At 38.9% G+C, this 21,131-nt stretch carries 25 protein-coding genes and 1 other annotated feature; of the genes, 20 read left to right on the top strand and 5 right to left on the bottom strand.

Annotated features, from left to right (window positions below; all coding sequences use genetic code 11):
* The first annotated feature begins 6 nt into the window (after positions 1-6).
* The 3 genes from NST15_RS18775 to NST15_RS18765 all read left to right on the top strand — a co-directional run bounded on the left by NST15_RS18775 (position 7) and on the right by NST15_RS18765 (position 2,603).
* Complete coding sequence (locus NST15_RS18775) at positions 7-801, top strand: MBL fold metallo-hydrolase (protein ID WP_007497388.1); 795 nt, start codon at positions 7-9, stop codon at positions 799-801.
* Between the two features lie 81 nt (positions 802-882).
* The gene (locus tag NST15_RS18770; protein WP_017368441.1) at positions 883-2,070 is read left to right on the top strand and encodes a S1C family serine protease; all 1,188 of its coding nucleotides are present in this window, start codon (positions 883-885) and stop codon (positions 2,068-2,070) included.
* Between the two features lie 68 nt (positions 2,071-2,138).
* Complete coding sequence (locus tag NST15_RS18765; RefSeq protein WP_017359973.1) at positions 2,139-2,603, top strand: GNAT family N-acetyltransferase; 465 nt, start codon at positions 2,139-2,141, stop codon at positions 2,601-2,603.
* 39 nt (positions 2,604-2,642) lie between these two features.
* Here the strand turns inward: NST15_RS18765 and NST15_RS18760 are convergent, their stop codons facing one another.
* Together NST15_RS18760 and NST15_RS18755 are read right to left on the bottom strand one after the other, a co-directional pair.
* The gene (locus tag NST15_RS18760; protein WP_035390097.1) at positions 2,643-3,524 is read right to left on the bottom strand and encodes an ABC transporter ATP-binding protein; all 882 of its coding nucleotides are present in this window, start codon (positions 3,522-3,524) and stop codon (positions 2,643-2,645) included.
* Positions 3,525-4,214 carry an ABC transporter permease subunit gene (locus NST15_RS18755; protein WP_008347476.1) on the bottom strand — a complete coding sequence of 230 codons (690 nt, stop codon included), beginning with the start codon at positions 4,212-4,214 and terminating at the stop codon, positions 3,525-3,527.
* Between the two features lie 192 nt (positions 4,215-4,406).
* Positions 4,407-4,677 (top strand) — a binding site (T-box leader).
* Between the two features lie 111 nt (positions 4,678-4,788).
* On the opposite strand from NST15_RS18755, the gene NST15_RS18750 reads away from it, so the two are divergent.
* The 12 genes from NST15_RS18750 (at position 4,789) to NST15_RS18695 (ending at position 16,388) form a co-directional block, all read left to right on the top strand.
* Entirely contained in the window at positions 4,789-5,649 is an 861-nt protein-coding gene (locus NST15_RS18750) for an S-adenosyl-l-methionine hydroxide adenosyltransferase family protein (protein ID WP_017368438.1), read from the top strand.
* A gap of 14 nt (positions 5,650-5,663) precedes the next feature.
* On the top strand, positions 5,664-6,221 hold the full coding sequence (locus tag NST15_RS18745) for an ECF-type riboflavin transporter substrate-binding protein (RefSeq protein WP_024718471.1): 558 nt from the start codon (positions 5,664-5,666) through the stop codon (positions 6,219-6,221).
* A 19-nt stretch (positions 6,222-6,240) separates the two neighbouring features.
* The gene (locus tag NST15_RS18740; RefSeq protein WP_342498741.1) at positions 6,241-7,956 is read left to right on the top strand and encodes an ABC transporter ATP-binding protein; all 1,716 of its coding nucleotides are present in this window, start codon (positions 6,241-6,243) and stop codon (positions 7,954-7,956) included.
* Entirely contained in the window at positions 7,947-8,774 is an 828-nt protein-coding gene (locus tag NST15_RS18735; protein WP_035390091.1) for an energy-coupling factor transporter transmembrane component T, read from the top strand. Before NST15_RS18740 ends, NST15_RS18735 begins: the two co-directional genes overlap by 10 nt.
* Before the next feature lie 164 nt (positions 8,775-8,938).
* Positions 8,939-9,109, top strand: coding sequence for a CxxH/CxxC protein (locus NST15_RS18730; protein WP_008360116.1), 171 nt, complete (start codon positions 8,939-8,941; stop codon positions 9,107-9,109).
* Positions 9,110-9,189: 80 nt separating this feature from the next.
* Entirely contained in the window at positions 9,190-9,669 is a 480-nt protein-coding gene (rlmH, locus tag NST15_RS18725) for a 23S rRNA (pseudouridine(1915)-N(3))-methyltransferase RlmH (protein ID WP_035390089.1), read from the top strand.
* A gap of 67 nt (positions 9,670-9,736) precedes the next feature.
* Positions 9,737-10,111: a hypothetical protein gene (locus NST15_RS18720; protein WP_342498740.1), complete on the top strand. Its 375-nt coding sequence runs from the start codon at positions 9,737-9,739 to the stop codon at positions 10,109-10,111.
* A 68-nt stretch (positions 10,112-10,179) separates the two neighbouring features.
* Positions 10,180-11,181 (top strand): hypothetical protein, encoded by a 1,002-nt coding sequence (locus NST15_RS18715; RefSeq protein WP_342498739.1) that lies wholly within the window; start codon positions 10,180-10,182, stop codon positions 11,179-11,181.
* Positions 11,182-11,450: 269 nt separating this feature from the next.
* Positions 11,451-12,086, top strand: coding sequence for an SLATT domain-containing protein (locus NST15_RS18710; RefSeq protein WP_050826797.1), 636 nt, complete (start codon positions 11,451-11,453; stop codon positions 12,084-12,086).
* 8 nt (positions 12,087-12,094) lie between these two features.
* Positions 12,095-13,513 carry an RNA-directed DNA polymerase gene (locus NST15_RS18705; RefSeq protein WP_234717167.1) on the top strand — a complete coding sequence of 473 codons (1,419 nt, stop codon included), beginning with the start codon at positions 12,095-12,097 and terminating at the stop codon, positions 13,511-13,513.
* 137 nt (positions 13,514-13,650) lie between these two features.
* Entirely contained in the window at positions 13,651-15,480 is a 1,830-nt protein-coding gene (locus NST15_RS18700; RefSeq protein ID WP_342498738.1) for a hypothetical protein, read from the top strand.
* A 59-nt stretch (positions 15,481-15,539) separates the two neighbouring features.
* A complete protein-coding gene (locus NST15_RS18695; protein WP_182489015.1) occupies positions 15,540-16,388 on the top strand; it encodes an MBL fold metallo-hydrolase in 849 nt (282 codons plus the stop codon).
* Positions 16,389-16,457: 69 nt separating this feature from the next.
* Here the strand turns inward: NST15_RS18695 and NST15_RS18690 are convergent, their stop codons facing one another.
* Both NST15_RS18690 and NST15_RS18685 read right to left on the bottom strand, forming a co-directional pair.
* The gene (locus tag NST15_RS18690; protein WP_008347452.1) at positions 16,458-16,700 is read right to left on the bottom strand and encodes a hypothetical protein; all 243 of its coding nucleotides are present in this window, start codon (positions 16,698-16,700) and stop codon (positions 16,458-16,460) included.
* A 14-nt stretch (positions 16,701-16,714) separates the two neighbouring features.
* The gene (locus NST15_RS18685; protein WP_024718483.1) at positions 16,715-16,963 is read right to left on the bottom strand and encodes a hypothetical protein; all 249 of its coding nucleotides are present in this window, start codon (positions 16,961-16,963) and stop codon (positions 16,715-16,717) included.
* Between the two features lie 101 nt (positions 16,964-17,064).
* Here NST15_RS18685 and NST15_RS18680 point away from each other — a divergent pair, with 101 nt between their 5' ends.
* The 5 genes from NST15_RS18680 (at position 17,065) to NST15_RS18660 (ending at position 20,078) form a co-directional block, all read left to right on the top strand.
* The gene (locus tag NST15_RS18680) at positions 17,065-17,655 is read left to right on the top strand and encodes a Crp/Fnr family transcriptional regulator (RefSeq protein WP_236797794.1); all 591 of its coding nucleotides are present in this window, start codon (positions 17,065-17,067) and stop codon (positions 17,653-17,655) included.
* A 71-nt stretch (positions 17,656-17,726) separates the two neighbouring features.
* Positions 17,727-18,068 (top strand): darcynin family protein, encoded by a 342-nt coding sequence (locus NST15_RS18675; protein WP_144489733.1) that lies wholly within the window; start codon positions 17,727-17,729, stop codon positions 18,066-18,068.
* A 105-nt stretch (positions 18,069-18,173) separates the two neighbouring features.
* A complete protein-coding gene (locus NST15_RS18670; RefSeq protein ID WP_035704155.1) occupies positions 18,174-18,680 on the top strand; it encodes an LURP-one-related family protein in 507 nt (168 codons plus the stop codon).
* Between the two features lie 17 nt (positions 18,681-18,697).
* On the top strand, positions 18,698-19,204 hold the full coding sequence (locus tag NST15_RS18665) for a hypothetical protein (RefSeq protein WP_017368423.1): 507 nt from the start codon (positions 18,698-18,700) through the stop codon (positions 19,202-19,204).
* A 13-nt stretch (positions 19,205-19,217) separates the two neighbouring features.
* A complete protein-coding gene (locus NST15_RS18660; protein ID WP_342498737.1) occupies positions 19,218-20,078 on the top strand; it encodes a LysR family transcriptional regulator in 861 nt (286 codons plus the stop codon).
* Between the two features lie 39 nt (positions 20,079-20,117).
* Here NST15_RS18660 and NST15_RS18655 read toward each other — a convergent pair whose 3' ends face one another.
* Positions 20,118-21,014, bottom strand: coding sequence for a PhzF family phenazine biosynthesis protein (locus NST15_RS18655; RefSeq protein ID WP_035704147.1), 897 nt, complete (start codon positions 21,012-21,014; stop codon positions 20,118-20,120).
* Positions 21,015-21,131 lie beyond the last annotated feature (117 nt).

The following is a 21,131-nucleotide window of genomic DNA, read 5'->3' as shown; positions in this document are numbered from 1 at the left end:
GAGAACATGAGCTTGCAGTTCAGTGTACTAGCGAGCGGAAGTACGGGGAACGCTTTTTATTTAGAAACAGACGAGCATGCTTTTTTAGTAGATGCGGGCTTAAGCGGCAAACAGATGGTAGAGCTGCTTGGTCAAATCGACCGAAAGCCAGAAGATTTGGACGGAATTTTTGTCACTCACGAGCACTCAGATCATATTAAAGGACTCGGTGTGATGGCAAGAAAGTACAAGCTTCCTGTCTATGCAAATGCGAAAACATGGAAGGCGATGGAGTCACATATTGGGAAAGTGGATACGGAGCAGAAATTCCACTTTGATATGGAGACGGTTCAATCATTCGGCGGTCTCGATGTTGAATCATTTGGCGTATCACATGATGCGGCAGAGCCCATGTTTTACGTATTCCATTATGGCGGGCGTAAACTTGCCCTTATGACGGATACAGGCTATGTGAGTGACCGGATGAAAGGGATTATTAAATCAGCCAATACGTTCGTATTTGAGAGCAACCATGATGTCGGCATGCTGCAAATGGGGCGCTACCCATGGAGCATTAAACGCAGAATTTTGAGCGATGTCGGACACGTATCCAATGAAGATGCGGCTCTTGCTATGACAGACGTGATTGGAGACGCCACCTCACGCATTTATTTGGCCCACTTGAGTCAAGACAACAACATGAAGGACTTAGCCCGTATGGCGGTCCAGCAGACGCTTGAAATGAAGGGCTTTGTTGTAGGGGACGGCTTTGATTTATATGATACGGACCCGAAAAAAGCAACCCCGCTTTGCGCCGTATGATTTTTACAATCGTATGATTAAGATAAGAGCTTCTTACCAACACTATATACATCATCTATTCACTGAAAGGAAGGAAACATAGTGGATTATCGCGATGTAGAGTGGAAGCCGAGACGAAGCAGAAAAGGATATTTCCTATCTGGTCTGATCGGTGTATTGGTAGGAGCTTTTTTAATGGGATTCTTTTTCCCCTATGTGTCTGGACAAAACGGCAGCCCCTTTGGCTGGCAGTCAGCTGGAGATCAGCAGGCATCAGATGGCCCTTTAAAGACCGTCAATGTGAACGTGAATGATGCGGTCACAAAAGTGGTATCGAGTATGTCGGATACAGTTGTCGGCGTCATTAACATTCAAAAGTCGAGCTTTTGGGAAGAAGGCGGTGAAGCAGGCAGCGGGTCAGGTGTGATTTATAAAAAAAAGGGTGACACCTTTTATATCGTGACCAACCATCATGTCATCAAAGGCGCAAACCAGCTTGAAGTGAGCCTTCAGGACGGGACAAGGATCGGGGCAAATCTTGTCGGCAGTGATCAGCTGATGGATTTAGCGGTACTTACGGTCAAAAGTGATAAGATCAAGAAAACCGCTGCCTTCGGCAATTCAGACCATGTTAAACCAGGTGAGCCTGTCATCGCCATTGGAAATCCATTGGGCCTTGAATTTGCTGGCTCCGTCACACAAGGTGTGATTTCTGGAACGGAGCGTGCGATCCCTGTTGATTCTAATGGTGATGGACAGACGGATTGGAATGCGGAAGTTTTGCAAACGGATGCCGCCATTAATCCTGGGAACAGCGGCGGAGCCTTGATCAATATGGACGGCAAAGTGATCGGCATCAATTCAATGAAGATTGCTGAGTCAGAGGTGGAAGGGATTGGGCTGTCTATTCCTGCGAATCTGGTGATCCCTGTCATAGAGGATTTAGAGCGCTATGGAGAGGTGAAGCGTCCGTACCTTGGTGTTGGGATGAAATCACTAGCAGATATTGCGAGCTATCATTGGCAGGAAACGTTAAAGCTGCCATCAAAGGTCACAACCGGAGTCGTCGTGATGAGTGTCGAGCCTTTATCTCCAGCAGGAAAAGCAGGGTTAAAAGAGCTGGATGTCGTGACGTCGTTTGACGGCAAGGAAGTACAAAATATCGTTGATCTGCGTAAATATCTTTATCAAAAGAAAGTCGGCGACAAGGTAAAGGTGCAATTTTACCGAAGCGGAAAGAAAAAATCAGTCGAGATCAAACTCTCCCAAACCGATCAGTTCGGTGGCTAGCCAGTTCCTATAGGGGACTGGCTTTTTTTACATGCCCGGCATATGATAAAGGAAAGGGGGAGATACGTTTGGTCACATTACAGCCGATGTCACAAACGGATTATGACGTCTTGATAGAGGCATCCATTAAGAGGTACGCAGAAGAAAAGATACTCGCAGGGACGTGGGGTCAGGAAGAAGCGCAAAAGAACGCAGAGGAACAATTTGAGCGGCTGCTACCTGAAGGTCTTCAGACAGAGGATCATGAGCTGTGGACATTCATGCATGGAGACGAATCCATTGGGTGGGTATGGCTTTGCTATGATCCAGATCATCCCCAGCATGAAGGATTTATTTATAATTTTATTTTGTTTGAAGCGTATCGAGGAAAAGGGTTGGCAAAACAGGCCATGGCGGCATTAGAAGAGCAGGCAAAGTCATTAGGTGTGAAGAAACTATCGCTGCATGTCTTTGCCCATAATCAAATCGCCCGCTCACTTTATGAGAAAACGGGATTCGCTGAGACTGGGATTTACATGAGCAAGCCTTTATAAAAAAAGAGAAGTACCGTGCGGCGAGCGTACGGTACTTTTTTATGTGGACATCATGGCATCTTGCGCCGTGACTCGGTATAGATCGACTTTGCATTTCACAAACGCACGGATGATGGCTGGGACTTGAGCTTCTGAACGAATCAACAATGAGGTCTCGTCATCTCTGATCACAAGGTCTGTTCCCACACTTTGTAAGTACTGCGTGAGAACAGGCTTCACCTCATCATCAATCCATGCATGCTTGAAGGTGGCACGAATGGTTGAGGACGTGATGGTTTTCTCTTGAGGATGAGTACTTGAGGACACGATTTTTCCTTCAGATATGAAAGCTGTTTTGGTACAAATAGGCTGGGTGAACCTTGGCTCGTCTGCTGTTAAAAAGACAGTTTTTCCTTCAAATTTTAACGATTCAATCACCCGCTGGATATGTAAGATAGAATCTGCATCAATATCCGCAAAAGGCTCATCAAGTAAAATAAAGTCAGGCTGATGAGCGATGGCTTGAGCCATTCCGAGCCGCTTCTTCATCCCAGGTGTAAAGGCACCGACTTTCTCTTGATGATAACGATGTAAGCCAACAAATTCGAGTAATTCTTCATAATAGCTCGTTTTCTGGCGAGTACCCGTAATTTTCGATAAATAGGCAATATGCTCAATAGCAGTCAGCCCTTCATATAAATCTGTATATTCAGGCAGAACACCGATATGATGACGTACTTTTTTTAACGACGTCATGTTCATCATGATAAATGTGCCAGAGGTGGGGCGGGAGATCCCTGTAATGATATTAAAAAAGGTCGTCTTACCAGCACCCTTCGGTCCAATGAGGCCGAAGATATCCCCTTGATGGATATCAAGATCAATATGATTTATTGCGACTTTTGTCCGATATTTTTTTGTCAGCCCTTTTGTGTGAAGCACTTAGACATCCCTCCTCTGAAACAGTAGTGCCGTTCCAACGAGTAAGACAACAGTCAATGCGGCATTCATCAGCACATAGGTCAGCGGTTCACTCCAGCGCGCATAATAATAAGGCGTCACGTATTGGAACCAGTGAATCAACCGTTCTGAAGAAAGAACAGACATCATGCTCATGATTGGAAATAGAAAGGAAAACAACATGCCAACAAACATCGATTTCTGTGGTGTTGGAAAGAGCATGGACAAAAACAAAGCACAGGAGATGCCGACACTGATAAACGTTAATATTTTTAAGGCATCAGAGAACAGAAAACGATGTGAAATCACCATATTTAATATATATGTGGTCATAATGCAACTGAGCCAAAACAGCATCAGCCCAAGATATTTCCCGATGACAATGTTTAAACGGGTCGTTTTGCTGACGAGAAAACGAATGGTTTTCAAATGAATTTCGCGGCTCAAAATATCATGAGATAATAAAAAAATAAGGAAGAAACCAAATAACGAAATCACTAGTTCATTCCCAATGGAATAAGGGTCCTTTGCCTGTTCCCACTTCCCTTGATAAGCAGCTATAAATGGAAGACTTGATACAAAAGTAGATAAAATGAAAATAATAACAATAGTTAAGATGGATTTTGTGCTTTTGAAGAGCTGCTTAAATTCATTCATACAGATGGTCCACACACACTGTACCTCCCTTCATCTTTATTATACCGCTAGAAAAGAAAGACACCATATCTCGCTCTTTAACATTTGCTTAAATTTTATAAAAAAGAAGACTCTTCCAGAACAGTTAACTCATTTTTAAAAATGTTCAGAAAAATATCTTGATTTATCAAAAAACATCATGTATGATAGCTTTAATTCAAGATAGTTAAACAGGCAATGACGAGAGAAAGTACAATCATCAATTTTTCCACAGAGAGCTTCGGCAGCTGAAAAGAAGCAAAAATAATGATTCGAAAAATGGTCTCTGAGCCTCGTGCTGAACATATCCATGATATTAGTAGGTGACGACGAGAGTTGGTACTCGTTATCAAAACCACAGTATATGAGCCAAATTGGAGCTTTGTACTTGTAGAGGCTGTTTAGCGCGAGCAAACAGTAAATAAAGGTGGTACCACGAGACAAATACCTCGTCCTTATGATTCATAGATAAGGATGGGGTATTTTTTATTGTCCACTTTTTTTCATACAAATGTTCAAATGTTCCACGTGAAACACCACAACCATTTTTTCAAATGAAAGGGAGATTAACATGAGTGAACATGCATTGGTTTTGCAATCAGATTTCGGTATTGATGATGGAGCGGTCAGCGCAATGTACGGCGTAGCCAATACAGTGAGGAGTGGCATCCGCATTTTTGATTTAACTCACAACATTCCCCAATATGACATTTGGGAAGCGTCTTATCGCTTGCTTCAGACGGTCACATATTGGCCGGAAGAAACGGTGTTTGTCTCCGTCGTTGACCCAGGCGTTGGATCAGAGCGAAAGAGCCTTGTCGTCAAAACAACAAGCTCCCACTACATCATCACACCTGATAATGGGACACTTACGCATGTCGCCCAGGATATTGGCATCGTGGAGGCTCGGTATTTAGATGAAACCATCAACCGTCTGCCGAAGTCAGGAAAATCACATACTTTCCATGGTAGAGACATTTACGCCTATACAGGCGCGAGAATTGCTTCAGGTGTGATTTCTTTTGAAGAGGTCGGGCCAAAGGCGAATATAGAGGACATTATTCACCTTCCAGTCGTACAAGCTTATGCGGAAGAAGAAGTGATCACAGGGACGATTGATATTTTAGATGTGCGGTTCGGAAACCTATGGACAAACATTCATCATACGTTATTTGAACAGCTTTCAATCAATTATGGGGATGCAATAGAAGTTACCATTGCCAACGGGCCAAAAAATGTGTATAAAAATATCATGACCTATGGACGATCTTTTGCCGATTTAAAGGTAGGCGAACCACTCGTATATGTCAATTCACTCGATCATTTAGGCGTGGCGATCAATCAAGGGTCATTTGCAAAGGCTTATAACATCGGTACAGGCACAGGCTGGCGCCTTTCGATTCGCAAAGCTCCGCGCATTATATACGAATAAGAGGAGGAAACATCATGGCAGGTAAACAACTTTCAACGAAAACTGTCGTTGCCATCGGGATTGGCGCAGCCGTCTTTGTCATTTTAGGACGCTTCGTCTCCATTCCAACTGGGATTCCGAATACACAAATTGAAACATCGTACGCGTTCCTTGCATTAATGGCCGTGCTATTTGGTCCTATTGCAGGCGCATTGATTGGATTTATTGGTCATCTCATTAAAGATGCCACCACATTTGGACCTTGGTGGAGCTGGATTATCGTTTCGGGTGTTGTTGGTTTATTGATCGGTCTCATTTCGAACCGTTTAAAAGTAGAAGAGGGCGACTTTGGCTGGAAAAAAATCACGCTCTTCAACGCCGTCCAAGCCGGCGCACAAGCATTAGGCTGGTTTGTCATTGCGCCGGTACTCGACATTGTGATCTATGCAGAACCTGCAAATAAAGTGTTCGTTCAAGGCATCGTAGCAGGAATCTCAAACATCATCACAGTCGGTGTACTAGGCACCATCATCATTGCGGCTTATGCGAAAACGAGAAGCAAAAGCGGCAGTCTATCGAAAGAAACATCATGAAGCAAGGTGGAACACATAAATGAAGAAACCGATGATTCAATTCGAACATTTCGGATTCAAGTATCGCAGTCAGGCAGAACCAACATTGAAAGATATCAACCTGACCATCTATGAAGGAGAAAAAGTCCTCATTGCAGGCCCGTCTGGATCGGGAAAAAGCACACTAGCCCATTGTATCAATGGGCTAGTTCCTGCGTCTTATAAAGGTTCTATGGAAGGAAGTCTCCACATCGGCGGAAAAAATGCAGAGAAAGAGAACATTTTCTCCCTCTCACAGCTCGTTGGGACGGTGCTGCAAGACCCTGATGGACAATTTATCGGGCTAACCGTAGGAGAAGACATCGCATTTACACTTGAAAATGATCAAGTCACACGCGAAGAAATGAAAACACGTGTCGAAAAAGCGGCAAAATTAACAGAGGTAGACGGCAAACTCGCATCGTCCGTACATGAGCTGTCAGGAGGTCAAAAACAACGTGTCGCCATCGCAGGCGTACTTGTCAACGATGTCGATATTTTGCTATTCGATGAGCCACTGGCAAGCCTTGATCCTGCTACAGGTAAAGAAGTGATCGACCTTATTGACCATCTGCAAAAAGAAACGAAAAAAACGGTCGTGATGGTGGAACATCGATTGGAAGACGTCCTCTTCCGTCATGTCGACCGCATCATCGTTGTCAATGACGGCACGATTGCAGCGGATATGACACCAGATGCATTGCTCGCCTCCAATGTATTAGAAGCCGCGTATTTACGTGAGCCTTTATATGTGAAAGCGATGAAATATGCAGGCATTCCGGTTGAAGCAGGAGATCAGATCGCTAATTTACAGCACCTCACCTTAAATGACGAGGCAAAAGAGAAAATCGAACAATGGATGGAAGCATCTGAGCCATCAGTCGAGCAGAATGAAGCGCCGGATTTACTAGAAGTGCGTGAGCTGAGCTTTGATTATCCGACAAGACCCAACACACTGAACAACATCTCTTTTACCGTCAAAAAAGGAGAAATGATCAGCATCGCCGGTGCCAATGGCGCAGGCAAGACGACACTATCCAAGGTGCTTTGTGCATTTGAAAAGCCAACCAAAGGGACAATCCTTTTAAATGGCGATGACATCACAGGAGACACCATCAAACAGCGCTCCGAAAGAATCGGTGTCGTCATGCAAAACCCAAATCAAATGATTTCTAAACAAATGATTTTTGATGAAGTCGCACTAGGTCTCGTTTTAAGAGGCGTAAAGGAAGACGACATCAAGGCTCGTGTAGAGCGGGTTTTAAAAGTATGCGGGCTGTATCCATTTCGAAATTGGCCGATCTCAGCACTCAGTTTTGGACAGAAAAAACGCGTCACCATTGCATCCATTCTTGTGTTAGAGCCAGAAATCATCATTTTAGATGAGCCAACGGCCGGTCAAGATTTTAGACATTACACAGAGATGATGACGTTTTTAGAGCAATTAAATCAGCAGGGAGTCACGATTTTGATGATCACCCATGATATGCATTTGATGCTCGAATACACAACAAGAACCATTGTCATTTCAGATGGAGAAAAAATCGCAGATGATACACCAGCCAAAGTGCTGACAGATCAGCTGCTAGTCCAAAAGGCGAGCTTAAAGGAAACGTCGCTCTATGAACTGGCGCTAAAAGCAGACTGGCCAAATCCAAATGAACTCGTGGATCGCTTCATTGAGGTTGACAGAAAGGAACGAATGACATGGCTGTAGACATGCTGTCCTATATCGATCGCCCGTCGCCGATTCACCGGCTGACAGGGGCAACCAAACTCATTTGCTTTATCCTCTGGTCATCCGCAGCGATGCTCACATATGATACAGGCGTATTAGTGTTTATGCTAGTTGCCAGTATCGTGTTCTTTCAACTGTCGAATGTGCGATTTCGTGATATCTCTTTCGTAGTGATTGTCTTGGCGATTTTTCTTGTCATCAATAACATCGCCATTTACGTCTTTGCGCCTCAGCAAGGTGTCGCCATCTATGGAGCGAAGCACGAGCTGTTTCACATTGCAGGCTGGTACAATGTCACACTTGAACAGCTTTTCTATCAATTGAACATTACACTGAAATACGTGACTGTGATGCCAGCAGCGCTTTTATTTATCGTGACAACAAATCCAAGTGAATTCGCCTCATCGCTCAGCCGAATTGGGGTCAGCTACCGGATTTCGTATGCTGTAGCGATTGCTTTGCGCTATATTCCAGATATTCAGCGTGATTTTCGAACGATTGCCATTTCTCAGCAAGCAAGAGGCATTGATTTATCAAAGAATGAAAAACTGGGAAAACGGATTAAAAATGCGCTGTCTATTGTGATGCCGTTGATATTTTCTAGCCTAGAACGGATCGAGACCATCAGCAATGCGATGGAGCTGCGCGGGTTTGGGAAACATAAAAAGCGTACATGGTTTACGGCGAAAGACTTTCAAAAAGCAGATTATGCGGCGTTATTGTTTGTTGGTGTGGTATTGATCGTGTCGCTAGTGATTACATTTGTTAGAGGAACGAGATTTTACAATCCGTTTTGATAGAAGGAAGCCTTCACAGGAGTGGAGGCTTTTTTATTTGGTTTGTGGATAAAAGGTGTGGAAAATGGTAAAAGACTATTAACATGTGAATAAATCGGTTATATTGAACAATGAGCGAAACACTTGTGAATAACCAAACAACATATTGGAGGAATTAGAAACTTATGAACAAATCACTTTATGCTTGTGCAGAACATATAGAAACCGTACTAGACATGTACATAGATGATCACGAAACACCGCCAGAATTCAGAAAAATCGAACATACACACAGCTTATCCACAACCTGTGAATTGTGCGATGAACCTGCAATATATATAGTGGGGAACGAATGATCGGACACAAAATACACAAATTTTATCCACAATTGTTGATAACTTATATGAATAACTTGTTCTTAAGGTGGGGATGACCTGTGAATATATCAATTATCACAGTAGGAAAACTAAAAGAGAAATATTTAAAGCAAGGCATAGCCGAATACACAAAACGATTACAGGCATACGCAAAAATCGAGATCATTGAGCTCGCAGACGAAAAAGCACCCGAGAATCTCAGCGAGCAAGACATGAAAATCATCAAAGACAAAGAAGGCGAACGCATCCTAAGCAAAATCAACCCAGACGCCCACGTCATCGCCCTCGCCATCGAAGGAAAAATGAAAAGTTCCGAAGAATTAGCCGATACAATAGATAAGCTGGCAACATACGGGAAAAGTAAGGTATGTTTTGTCATAGGTGGATCCCTTGGATTAAGCGACGCTGTCATGCAGCGGGCGAATGAGAAACTGTCGTTTTCGAAAATGACGTTCCCGCATCAGTTGATGAGGTTGGTGTTGGTGGAGCAGATTTATCGGGCGTTTCGGATTGTGCGGGGGGAGCCTTATCATAAGTGAATGAGGTTTTTGAAGAAATATATATATAATCTGATGTAATAGAGTTCTTATTATAAGGGGGATGAATATGGAACATGATATTCGTTTGAAAATTATAGATTTGAATTTGGGTTTTAAAATACTAAAGAAATTTGAAGATAATTGGATTTATATAAAGATGGTATCACATACTTCTAAAAACTCGAGTAATTGTGCCTATTTTAAATTTAAGCTGAAGGATCTTATGCTCTTAGATGATGATATATTTTTATATGGGAATGAGGATGAGGATAGGCTGTATTTAAACAAAAGCGGAATTGTTCAAACTGAATGTTCCCCTGAAGAAGATGAAATTCTTTTTAAAATAGCCTCCTCCGATGGAATTATAGAGGTATTTATAAAAAAATATCTTCCTATCTTAAACGTTAGATTAGATGAACTAACTAATCTAGTAAAAATATAATTATTACAGAAGGACAAACAGACTGGAGACATTTAAAATATGCTTTAAAAAAGTTAAATGGAAATGACATGTTTCAAAGCTTAGATATTGAATTTTTTGAACCTGATAAAAAAACTCAGATGGGTAACGATAAATTAAAAAAAATTCGTGATTATCATGCTTTATTGGAGAATGAATATTGTAAAATATTTATTTTTGATAGAGATGCTGATGATATTAATAGTGAATTTGGAGATGCTGAAGTATTATATCATGGGAACAATGTGTATTCTATGTTGTTACCAGTACCAGAGCACCGTAAAGACACACCATATATTAGTATCGAACATTATTATTTCGATAAGGATTTATTTAGAGAAGATATTAATGGAAGAAGACTATATATGGTAAAAGAATTCGATAAAATTACAAAAAAACATCTACTAATTCCTAATTTATATGCACTTAAAATAAATAAAGAGTCTAGTGATATAGGTATTTTAGATTTTAAAATTATGAAGTATGAAGAACAAGAAGGGGACTTATCCAAAGTAGCTAAAGATGGACAAAATATTGCATTAAGTAAAAGCAATTTTATTAAACATATTGAAAATGAAGAATTTAAGGGAGTTAATGTAGCGGCATTTTCATCAGTCTTTACAATGATTGAAGATATATTACAAGATTATTTACAAAATAAAGCTGGAGAAATAGAGATAAGTAAGGGTGTGTATTTAAAAAAGTATCCTACAGGATTAAGTACATTATCTTTATTTGCAGAGGCTCCAAAAGAATTATTAACTCTTTATAAAGGTACAAATCTAGTAACCGTTGGACCTGTAGTACTAGAAAATCATAATAAATTGATACTCGAAATTAAGGCTTTGATTAATGAAGAATGGCATCAGATTATACAATTTCCTTTAGATATTACTCCCTACTTAGTGGATTTTATAATGAAGAAAAATAAGAATAGATATAATCGTATAGAGCTTCATTTGTTTAGCCCTGATAGAGCAATAAGTTCTTCAAGAGAAATCTTAAAAGATGACATCTCTGGAACTATTCTATTAAGAGCGCTAAATTTGTAAAAAAATTCGTTAAATAGATAGGTAGTTTAGACCTAAAAAAGTAAAATATTTTTTTTAGACTTTAAAAAAATGCTCAAGAGCCTTTTAAAAATGTATTAAAGGGCGAGAGTTTTATAATATAAAGTATTGAGCAGTGACTATCATTCGTGTTAGGAGCTGCCTTTAGATAAAACCTCACTTAGGTGCATTACGGAGAGCCTTATCATAAGTAAAATCAAATCGTTAGTATTAATATATATAGTATTTTATATTAAGAAAGGAGCGGAATTGTGAAGAAGGAGTACAAAAATATAACTATAATATCAGAGATAGAAACAAAAATTAATACTTTAAATAGAACTAGAAATAATAGAATAGAAATGAGTAAACGTTTAAAGAAGTATAGTGACAAATGGAAAATAATTTTTTTCTGGTTAAACATTGAAGCGGTAATATTTGTGTTATTGTCTCTTGGAGGAAAGGAAGTAGAACCTAGTTTTTCAAATAGTGGTTTTAGCTTAATTGCTGGAGTTTTCTCGATTTACGTAATCCTATTACAATACTATGTAAATGAGTTGAATTATAATGAGAGGGCTTTAAAAACACACTATCATCAATTAGATATAGAAGACTTAATTTTAAAGTTAAAAAAGTTGTTTTTAGAAAAGAATAATAGTAATAGTGATGACAAGTCATTAATAGAGAGATTTGATATTATTATGTTTGAGTATCAGTCAATACTTAAGAATAACGAAAATCATGATTCTGTTGATGATGCAAAACATAGATTTAATAAAATAATAGAAGATAAAGAATTTAAGAAAAAGAAAATAAAAGATTTTACAGTAGACAACATTTTATTACATGTTAATATGGCCATACTCTTATTTCCTATAGTTACTATTTATATTTATTTTCTAAAGTGAGTGATATGATGGAACTAATTGAGCTTACATATAAGTATATATTATCAATGTCCAAATCTAAAAAATATAATCCACAAACTATTGCTATTACCAATTACTTTGATAAACATAGTTTCTCGGCTATTAAAATTGAATTAGAAAGAGATGTTAAAGATTTTTGTGAAAATAATTACCCTTTTAAAGCAAGAGATTTTATTTATAAGAACGATTATTTTACACCTAGAAATATGTATTTGATAAGTCCAATATACTATACCTATTATACTTATATTGTTTTTAGAATAGCCAAATTGTTTTTAGATGAAGATACTAAATTAGATTTCTCAAAAGAACGAATGAAGATATTTTATTCAGGATTTTTAGACATAAGTTCTAATCATTCGGATGTCAAACAAAATGCTAGATTTAATAAAAGTTATAGCAGTTTTCAAAAAGAGAGAGAGAGATACTTTGATTTTCCCGTGTTAAAAATAGATTTACAGGATTTTTTTAACTCGATTAAATTAAAATCGTTGATAAATAAATTAAAAACGTTACTAGGAGAAAATAAGATTATTGATGATTTGAGTTATTTTCTTAATTTTTGTGGATTTGATTGTTTACCACAATTTCATTATTCAATAGGTTCATCAATATTATCTCAAGTATATTTGCAAGACTTTGATTCAAAAATAGAGAAAATAGCTTCAAGAGAAAACATAAATCTAATTAGATTTGTTGATGATATGTATTTTATTTATTTAGATGGTGAGATGGACTATAAAAGAAATAATAACTTGCTTAATGAAATAAGCTATTTACTATGGAATGAAGAGTTAGTGTTAAATTCCTCGAAAACAAAATTCTTAAGTCCAGAAGAATATAAAAATACAGTTGAAGTAATTGGCTTTGACTATGGTGAAGAAATGGTATCCTTCACTAGTGAAAAAATTATAGATAAAAGAACTAAAGAAATAATTAATAATGGTAACTTAATTCAATTAGTTAATAAATTATGTAGATTAGAAGAAGAGAGCGGTATAGATTTGAAAAGGTACAAGGAAATATTAGATGAATACATATCAATTGAAGGCGAAGATAATAGAAAAATATTAAATAATATTATTTTCTCTGGTAAATGGAAAGTGTTAAGTGATAAAGAGTTAAAGAATTTAGTTGAAAACTGGAGATATATTCAATTCAATCCATCTCAATTTACCGTCTTATATGTATTAATTTGTCGGCATTTAGAAAGAAAAAATGTCATAAATGGATCGAAAATAAAGTTGATTTTAAACTATTTATTAAATAATAGTAACTTTACATTTCGTGATACATTAGTAGCGGTTGCATATTTATTTCAGAATAAAAATAAACATAGTGATTTATTAAATAAGATCGAAATAGTTAATGTGGATTTTGTTAAATTTGTTAAAAAATATGTATGAAGGAGTTAATTAGTAATGATTCTGGGAGTTATAAAATAAAAGTGAAGCTTTATTTAAGTAATTAATATTGAATTATTATTTCAGTATTTGACAACGAACATATATAAGGACATATTGCGTTCTTAAAGGAGACTTTCATGGGTTTCAAAGCTGATTTTAAACATGAAATACGTAACGTAATAAAAGACGTAGAAAAAGAAATAAATAAAACATGGAAAATTGAATATAAAGGGCATTCTATAGAAATTACAAACCAAATAAAAGAAGAGCAACTAATCATTGATGGTGTGACAGTTGATAAAAAACAACGAAAAAGTTTATTGACTCATATGATCCCTTATTCAAAATTGTCAGGGATATTGGAGCTTCAAGATGGTACAAAACACAAGGTGTCCGTTAAACTTGGTGGGTATGTACGATTTCGTTGTATGGTGAAGGTAGATCATGAAACGGTTTTAGATGAATCAATGAAGATAGACCTTCTATCATGGGATCATAAAGAGAAAATCGTTCCCTTTATTCAACAACAAATTCAAACACATCATAAAATAGTAGATGATCGTTTACCCGATGAAGATTATTTATTTGACGAAAATGAACCACGATTGGCTCCCGGTTTATCTGATTATTATGTAGATGAACGACCTGCCCCTTTTTATGTGAAGAAACTATTGAAGCTTTTTGAAATACAACTGAATCATCCTACAAACGAAACTAGAAAAAAAACATATGAAAAAATCATTTCTAACAATATGGCGAGTCGCAACAGTGAGTTAATTGACCGATTTCAACAAACACAATGGGATGAGTATCTTGTACAGCAAGAAGCGTTATGGCTTCTTGAGCATGCAGCACATCGGGAGGTAGTTAAATTTGCAGTTATGATACTGGGATGTACGAACTGTGAAAAATACAAAGAGCTTTTATTCACAATAGGTATGCATGAAGAATTTACTTCTTATGTCGTGTTTGCATTGAAGAATGGCACAATTCAAGGAAACGAACATGTTTGGCGTCTTGCAAAGTCCGTCGATGGATGGGGGAAGATTTCGGCTGTTGAGCAATTGGAAGCATCGACGCCAGAAATAAAACGATGGCTCCTAACAAAGGGCTGCGAAAATACAATCATGAATGAATACTTAGCTTATACTTGTGCTCTTAATGGTGATCTGGAAACAGCTTTATCAAAAGATGAAATTTCCAAAGAATTATATGATGGAGCGAGTCTCATCATTCAAGCATTATTAGAAGATGAGGTTTCTAACTATGGTATCGAAGAGTATCCAAATGCAAGCTTAGTTCTCTGCCGTTTTATTCACCATGCTCATAAGCACTGTCAATCAATTGAGGACTTTTATCCAATATTGAAAATAAATGAGTTTTTAAATGATGAACAAGAGATTTGGGAAGACCGATTGAATGCTTCATGGAAACAGGACGATTATAAGGCTATCCAGGAAGCTGTTCAACCGTTTATCAATGACAGTAGATGGCCAAAGCTTGCAATCGATTCGTTACAACAGGGTTTCAGCTCCCAAGCACTTAAAATCGCTCTCTTTTATCGTTTAGATGTGATTGAGCATCTATTTGCTTTACTTGAGAAAGATCCGGCAAATAGTGAAATATACTTTGCTGTGATGGACACAAATCATCACCAGCATATTAGAGAGCTTTGTACATTTGCAGAAACACATTTATCGTTATCAAACCTCTCAGATGATGAAGTGGCTTGTCTACAATATATTGTGCAAGATTTATATGAACACGAAGGTATAGGATTGCCATTGATTCAAGCTGCACTTAGATCAGATGATGGAAATTTACAGTATCATGCTTTAAGTGTATTAAAAGAATGGTCTCCTTCGTATTCGCAGCAAGCGGCCACAAGAGAATTGATTGAACATATTGCTGTGAAGACAAAGGATAAGGAAGATCGAAAGTTAACCAAATACTTATTAAAGAAATAGGATTCGGTTTACCTTCGCACTACGAGAATAAAATCTATATATTAGAAAGCAGGCACACCATGCACACAATCAAAAAAATAGGCAAAACCTTCTCCTACATCACGCCAGTATCACTCACCGACCGCCCCATCCTAGGCATGGTCGAAGGCAATAACAAAACATTAATGATCGATGCCGGTAATTCAGAAGATCATGCGAACTATTTCATCCAAAAGACCTTAAAACAAGAGAACGCTACACCTGATCTGGTAGTCCTCACGCATTGGCATTGGGATCATATTTTTGGTCTACCGGCGTTGCCTCATGCGGTTTCAATTGCTTCTGCAAAAACCAGAAAGGAAATGGAGAAGCTTCTTCCGTTTTCGTGGTCTGATGAGGCGATCGATGAGCGGGTGAGGGAAGGAACGGAGATTGAGTTCTGCGCGAAGGCGATAAAAGAAGAATATAAGAATCATCGAGAGATTCAGGTCGTCTTACCGGTTGTGACGTTTGATCGTCGGATGGAGATTGATCTTGGCGGGGTGACTTGTGTTGTGCAGCATGTTGGGGGTGATCATGCCGCAGATTCAGTGATCGTGTATGTGAAAGAGGAAAAAATCCTGTTTCTTGCTGATTGCATTTATCCGAAAATGTATGCTGAAAAAGTACATTATACGGTAAAAGAAATCTTGCGTCTTTTAGATGAGTTAGATGCATTTGATGCTGAAACGTATATTCCTTCACACCAAAGACCGTGGACAAAAGAGGAGTTTCGTCAGGAAACAGACAAGCTTCGGATGATTGCGAAATTCACCGATCTTTGTGGTGGAGATCAACAGAAAATCACGATAGAATATCAAAATTACGTGAACAGAGAATTGAAAGAAGATGAACTAGAAACCATTGCTTACTTTGTAAATGGTTATTAAATAATTATGGTGACTAAACAGAAAAAGTCTCATTTGAGTGATTTCCCTCAAACGAGACTTATTTCATTTCTATGGTAAACCTACAAAGTCTTCTGCATCACGAACTGTGACAGACATCTGTTTTGCATTAATAATAATGACACAATCCCAAGTGGGCTTTATTTGCAGTTCATCATTCTCATCAATACGAATAATCCCTTTAAATTCAACAGTCTGTTCTAGAAAGACCATTTTCTTTTCTGTATCATCTTTGACGGCTGTTAAATGTTCAGGATAGTGAATCGTCCAATCATAAAAAGCGGTTTTCTTCATAGTTCCTCCTATTTTCATTCGTACACATCTCCGAATACTTCTTTTGTTTGCCGGATTGTCAGTGATTTATTGGTTGGATCAATTGAAATGACACAATCCCAAGTAGGTTTGATTTGTAGCTCGTTGTTGTCATCCATCCAGATGATGCTATTTAGTTCAATGGATGGCTCTAAAATGACCATTTTCTTTTCATAATGATCTGTAATCGCTGTTAAGTCTGCTTGTAAATGGATGGTCCAGTCAAAAAAAGTGATCTTTTTCATTGTTTTCTCCTCTCATCATCGCTTATATTTCCATTATAACCTGAGTGTTTTCTGACACCATTTTTTATCAATTCTTCTATTAATCGAGAGGTTACTTACAGATGGACAAAATAACTGACCCATACGACACCTTCAAAACCAAAATATCGAAATATCCAATTGAACAAAATCATTGGCAAGCCTTCAAAGATGGAACAGCGATTAAACAATTAAAAGCGGGTACATGCCTGATCAAGGCTGGCGATCCAGTGAAGCATGCTTATTTCTGCATAACGGGGCTCTTCCGTCTGTTCTATTTGTTACCGGATGGAAGGGAGTATAATGTGGCTTTTACGTTGGAAGATGATTTTGCTACTTCTTATGCAAGTATGATCAACGGGCAGCCTTCTCCTTATTCGATTGAAGCGATGGAGGATTCTATCGTGATTGAAATTCCGTATGATCTGCTTCAAATGTTGATGGACAGAAGTCATATGTGGGAGCGGTTTGTTCGGGTGAGTGTTGAAAGGCTGTATACGAGAAAGGAAGAGCGTGAGAGGGAACTGCTATATTTGCCAGCAATTGAGCGATATCAGGCGTTTTTATTGAAATATCCCGGGTTACATCAACGTATCGCTCAATATCATATTGCCTCATATATCGGTATTTCTCCGGTTTCGCTGAGCAGGCTGCTACATCCTGCTGAACATTAACCTATGTTAATGCACATTCTCTAGATCTGGCGTACAATCATCACATCATAGAAGAATCGAGGGGCATGATGATGAAATATATGATGGTTGTTTTATTAGAGTTCTATCCATCTTGGCTTGCTTTACCACGAGAGGAGCGCAGAACCCATGCGGCTTCGCTGCAAGAATTGATGCAGAAATATGAGGAACATGTGACGGTGCGCTTTTTTGATGCTGAAGCTCTTCCAGGTAAGGATTACACAGATTTTGTGATGTGTGAAACGGATGACCTGAAGTTCTATCATTTTATGTGGGAAGAGATTAGAGATTCTATTCCTTACACAAGTGGTTATGTCAAAATTAAAGAGGTCATCATGGGAATGGAAAATGCTTTTCAAACATATGAAAAAGAATCTCTGAAAATGGATCAGTAATCGAAAACCACCTGCTATCAGGTGGTTTTTTGCACATTCTATTTTTTGGTATAATCAGTGGTAAGGTAAGAACGGATAAATTTTTGAACTGAATCGGAGGTAATTATGAAGCAGCTGTATATGAAGCAAAAGGTATTTAGTCTGAGCGGCAGGTTTACAGTCAAGGATCAACAGGAGAATGATGTATATGTGGTCGAAGGCAGCTTTATGAAGGTGCCAAAGACGTTTACCATTTTGAATACAGAACGAGATGAAATCGCTGTGATTACGAAGAAAATGTTTACCTTTTTACCGAAGTTTGTAGTAGAAGTTGATGGTCAAGAGGTATTGACGATCAAAAAAGAATTTACGTTCTTCAAAGCCAAATATTCAATTGATGCTGCGGGTATCGAAGTACAAGGGAACTGGTGGGATATGAATTTCCAAGTGCTGCAAAGCGGCGAAATGATCGGTCAAGTGAAGAAGGAATGGTTTACTTGGGGGGATAGCTATAAGGTGGATATTTTGAAAGAAGAGATGGAGCCTGTGATGATTGCATTGGTTGTTGCGATTGATTGTGTGAAGGCGGATGAAGCGGCGTCGAGGTCTTCGTCGACGACGATGAATAATTAATTGGAGGGTTTAAAAAGTTGGACAACCTCACCCGCATTTTAAGATTAAGAGATGCAGAGATATGGGAGTATGAATTTCTCGATAATAAAGACATCATCGTCTATTTCTCGATTACAGATTTAAATAGAAAAGCAACGATTCATGATAACCCTCTGGCCACTCAAGAAGAACTGGATGAAAGAGATAATTACATATCAATGGATGTGCACAGCCATCTAGATCTCAAGAAAACGCTAGAAGAAGATATATTTGATGACTTTATCACCAATATCTCAGCTTTAGTAGAGCATATGCATGATTTTCACAATGCGCATGTTTTTATTCACATGCATGTTCATGACAAAATCGAATTGACAGATTTTCAGTTAGAAAAAGATGAAGAGATGCATGGCGATGAAAAAGAACAACTCTATACATTTAAACGTTTATGGATTCAGCAGGCATGTTTTCAATTGGTCGAACAACAATTAAATCGAAAAATCACAGACATGTCTAACAGTAGGTTTTGCCAAGATCTAAAGTGAGGTGAGCAAACGAATGACATTCCCATACAAAGTATTTCAAACAGTCGTCGAATGCGGCAGCTTTACAAAAGCTGGAGAGAAGCTTGGGCTGACGCAGTCTGGGGTGAGTCATAATATGGCGAAGCTTGAGTCAGAACTTGGGATTGTGCTGCTTCATCGGAATCGAAACGGGCTGTCGCTGACAGATGCAGGTGAGCGGGTGATGCCGCATATTCGCCAAATCATTCATCATGCGTCATTGCTTGAGCAGGAGGCGGCGTTGATTCAAGGGATGGAAGTGGGGAGCATTAAAATCGGCACGTTTTCTAGTTTTTCTTCAAAAATGCTTCCGCAGCTGATTCATCGTTTTACGAAAAGTTATCCCAATATCCAATTGGAGTTATACGAAGGCGGCTATGAAGAGATTGAAGAGTGGATCGCGTCTGGCACAGTTGATCTTGGGTTTTTAACACAGCCATCTAGAGATTTGGTAACTGTTCCACTGTTTCAAGATGAATTGGTGGTGCTCATGCAAGAGAGTCATCGTTTCCATACAAAGAAGGTGATGGAAGTCGCTTCGTTTCAAGATGAACCGTTTATCATGCCAAAAGCGGGCTGTGATCAACTCATTAAGAAAATATTAAAAGAAAGAGGCGTAAAACCCCATGTTTTATTTGAGATTGAGGACAACAATACGCTCATCTCTATGGTTCAGGAAGGCATTGGGCTCACGATCATTCCGAAGTTGATTTTGCCGCCTCAGGTGCCTCATGCGAACGTAATTCCACTTGAGACCAGTGTTTATCGCGAAATCAATATGGCGTTTAAATCTTTTAACGCAGCCTCTCCCTCTACTAAAAGATGGATTGAAGCGGTCAAAGATCATTTTAAATAGATTCAGCTTGAACGAGAGTCTCTATTCAAGCTGATCAATTTATAGCGTGATCACCCCACGAATGGTAATAACCGCTGCACCTGCTACTTTAATCACCGGCTTTGCTTCATTCGGAATGACCGTGATACGAAGCAATCCTGGTCTGCCGATTGCATCACCTTGAGCAATGCGCAGATGAGTGGTTTCTTGCTGAGGAATGATCCCTTCCAAATACAGATATCCGGCTAATGCTCCGTTTGCTGCTCCGGTTACAGGATCTTCGGGTATACCAATGCCAGGTGCAAAATCCCTTGTATAAAGATCACAGTCCTTTGTGGCTTGAAACGTATAAAGATGAGTCGTTGTGATACCCTGCGCTTTATTCATTTTCCCTAAAGCTGCTAAGTTTGGTGCCGCTTGATCAATGTCATCCTGATGTTTCAGCGGAACCAGGAGATGCCAGTTTCCGGTGTTTGCTAATTTTATAGGATAGGATGGATCAATCCTGTCACTGCTTATACCGAGCATGTCACTAAGCTCTTCTACATCGATGATAAAATCTCGCGTCTTTGGCGTGACCTGTGTCATCTCCACATCCACAACTTTGCCATTTTCCTCGTGCCATATAACGGGAACATGGCCGATCTTTGTTTCTAACACAACCCCTGATTTTTCTTTAGCCATCCCTAGCTCCGTCGCTAAAAGCCAAGTCAACCCAACCGTCGCATGCCCGCAGAAATTGACCTCTTCCGTTGGAGTGAAATATTTCACTCGATAATCAGCTTTCTCATCATGTGCCGGCAGTAAGAAAACGGACTCGGGTAAGTTCAACTCCTTGGCGATATTCTGCATCTCATCCTCCGTTAACCATTCCCCATCCAACACCACCCCAGCGGCATTACCTCCAAATTTCTCAGTTGTAAACGCATCGACATGATACACCCTAATATCTTTCATCTGACGAATCCTCCTAAACATGTTGTTATGTTCATCATAAGTTTGTATGATGCATTCGTAAAATGAATCTTTTGAATGTGATGAATTGGAATTGTTCATGTAATATCAAACAACTAG

Source organism: Bacillus sp. FSL R5-0820 (genome assembly GCF_038593385.1).
GTDB lineage: Bacteria > Bacillota > Bacilli > Bacillales > Bacillaceae > Bacillus > Bacillus altitudinis.
Note: the sequence above shows the minus strand (reverse complement) of the source record. Positions and strands in the feature narration are given on the sequence as shown.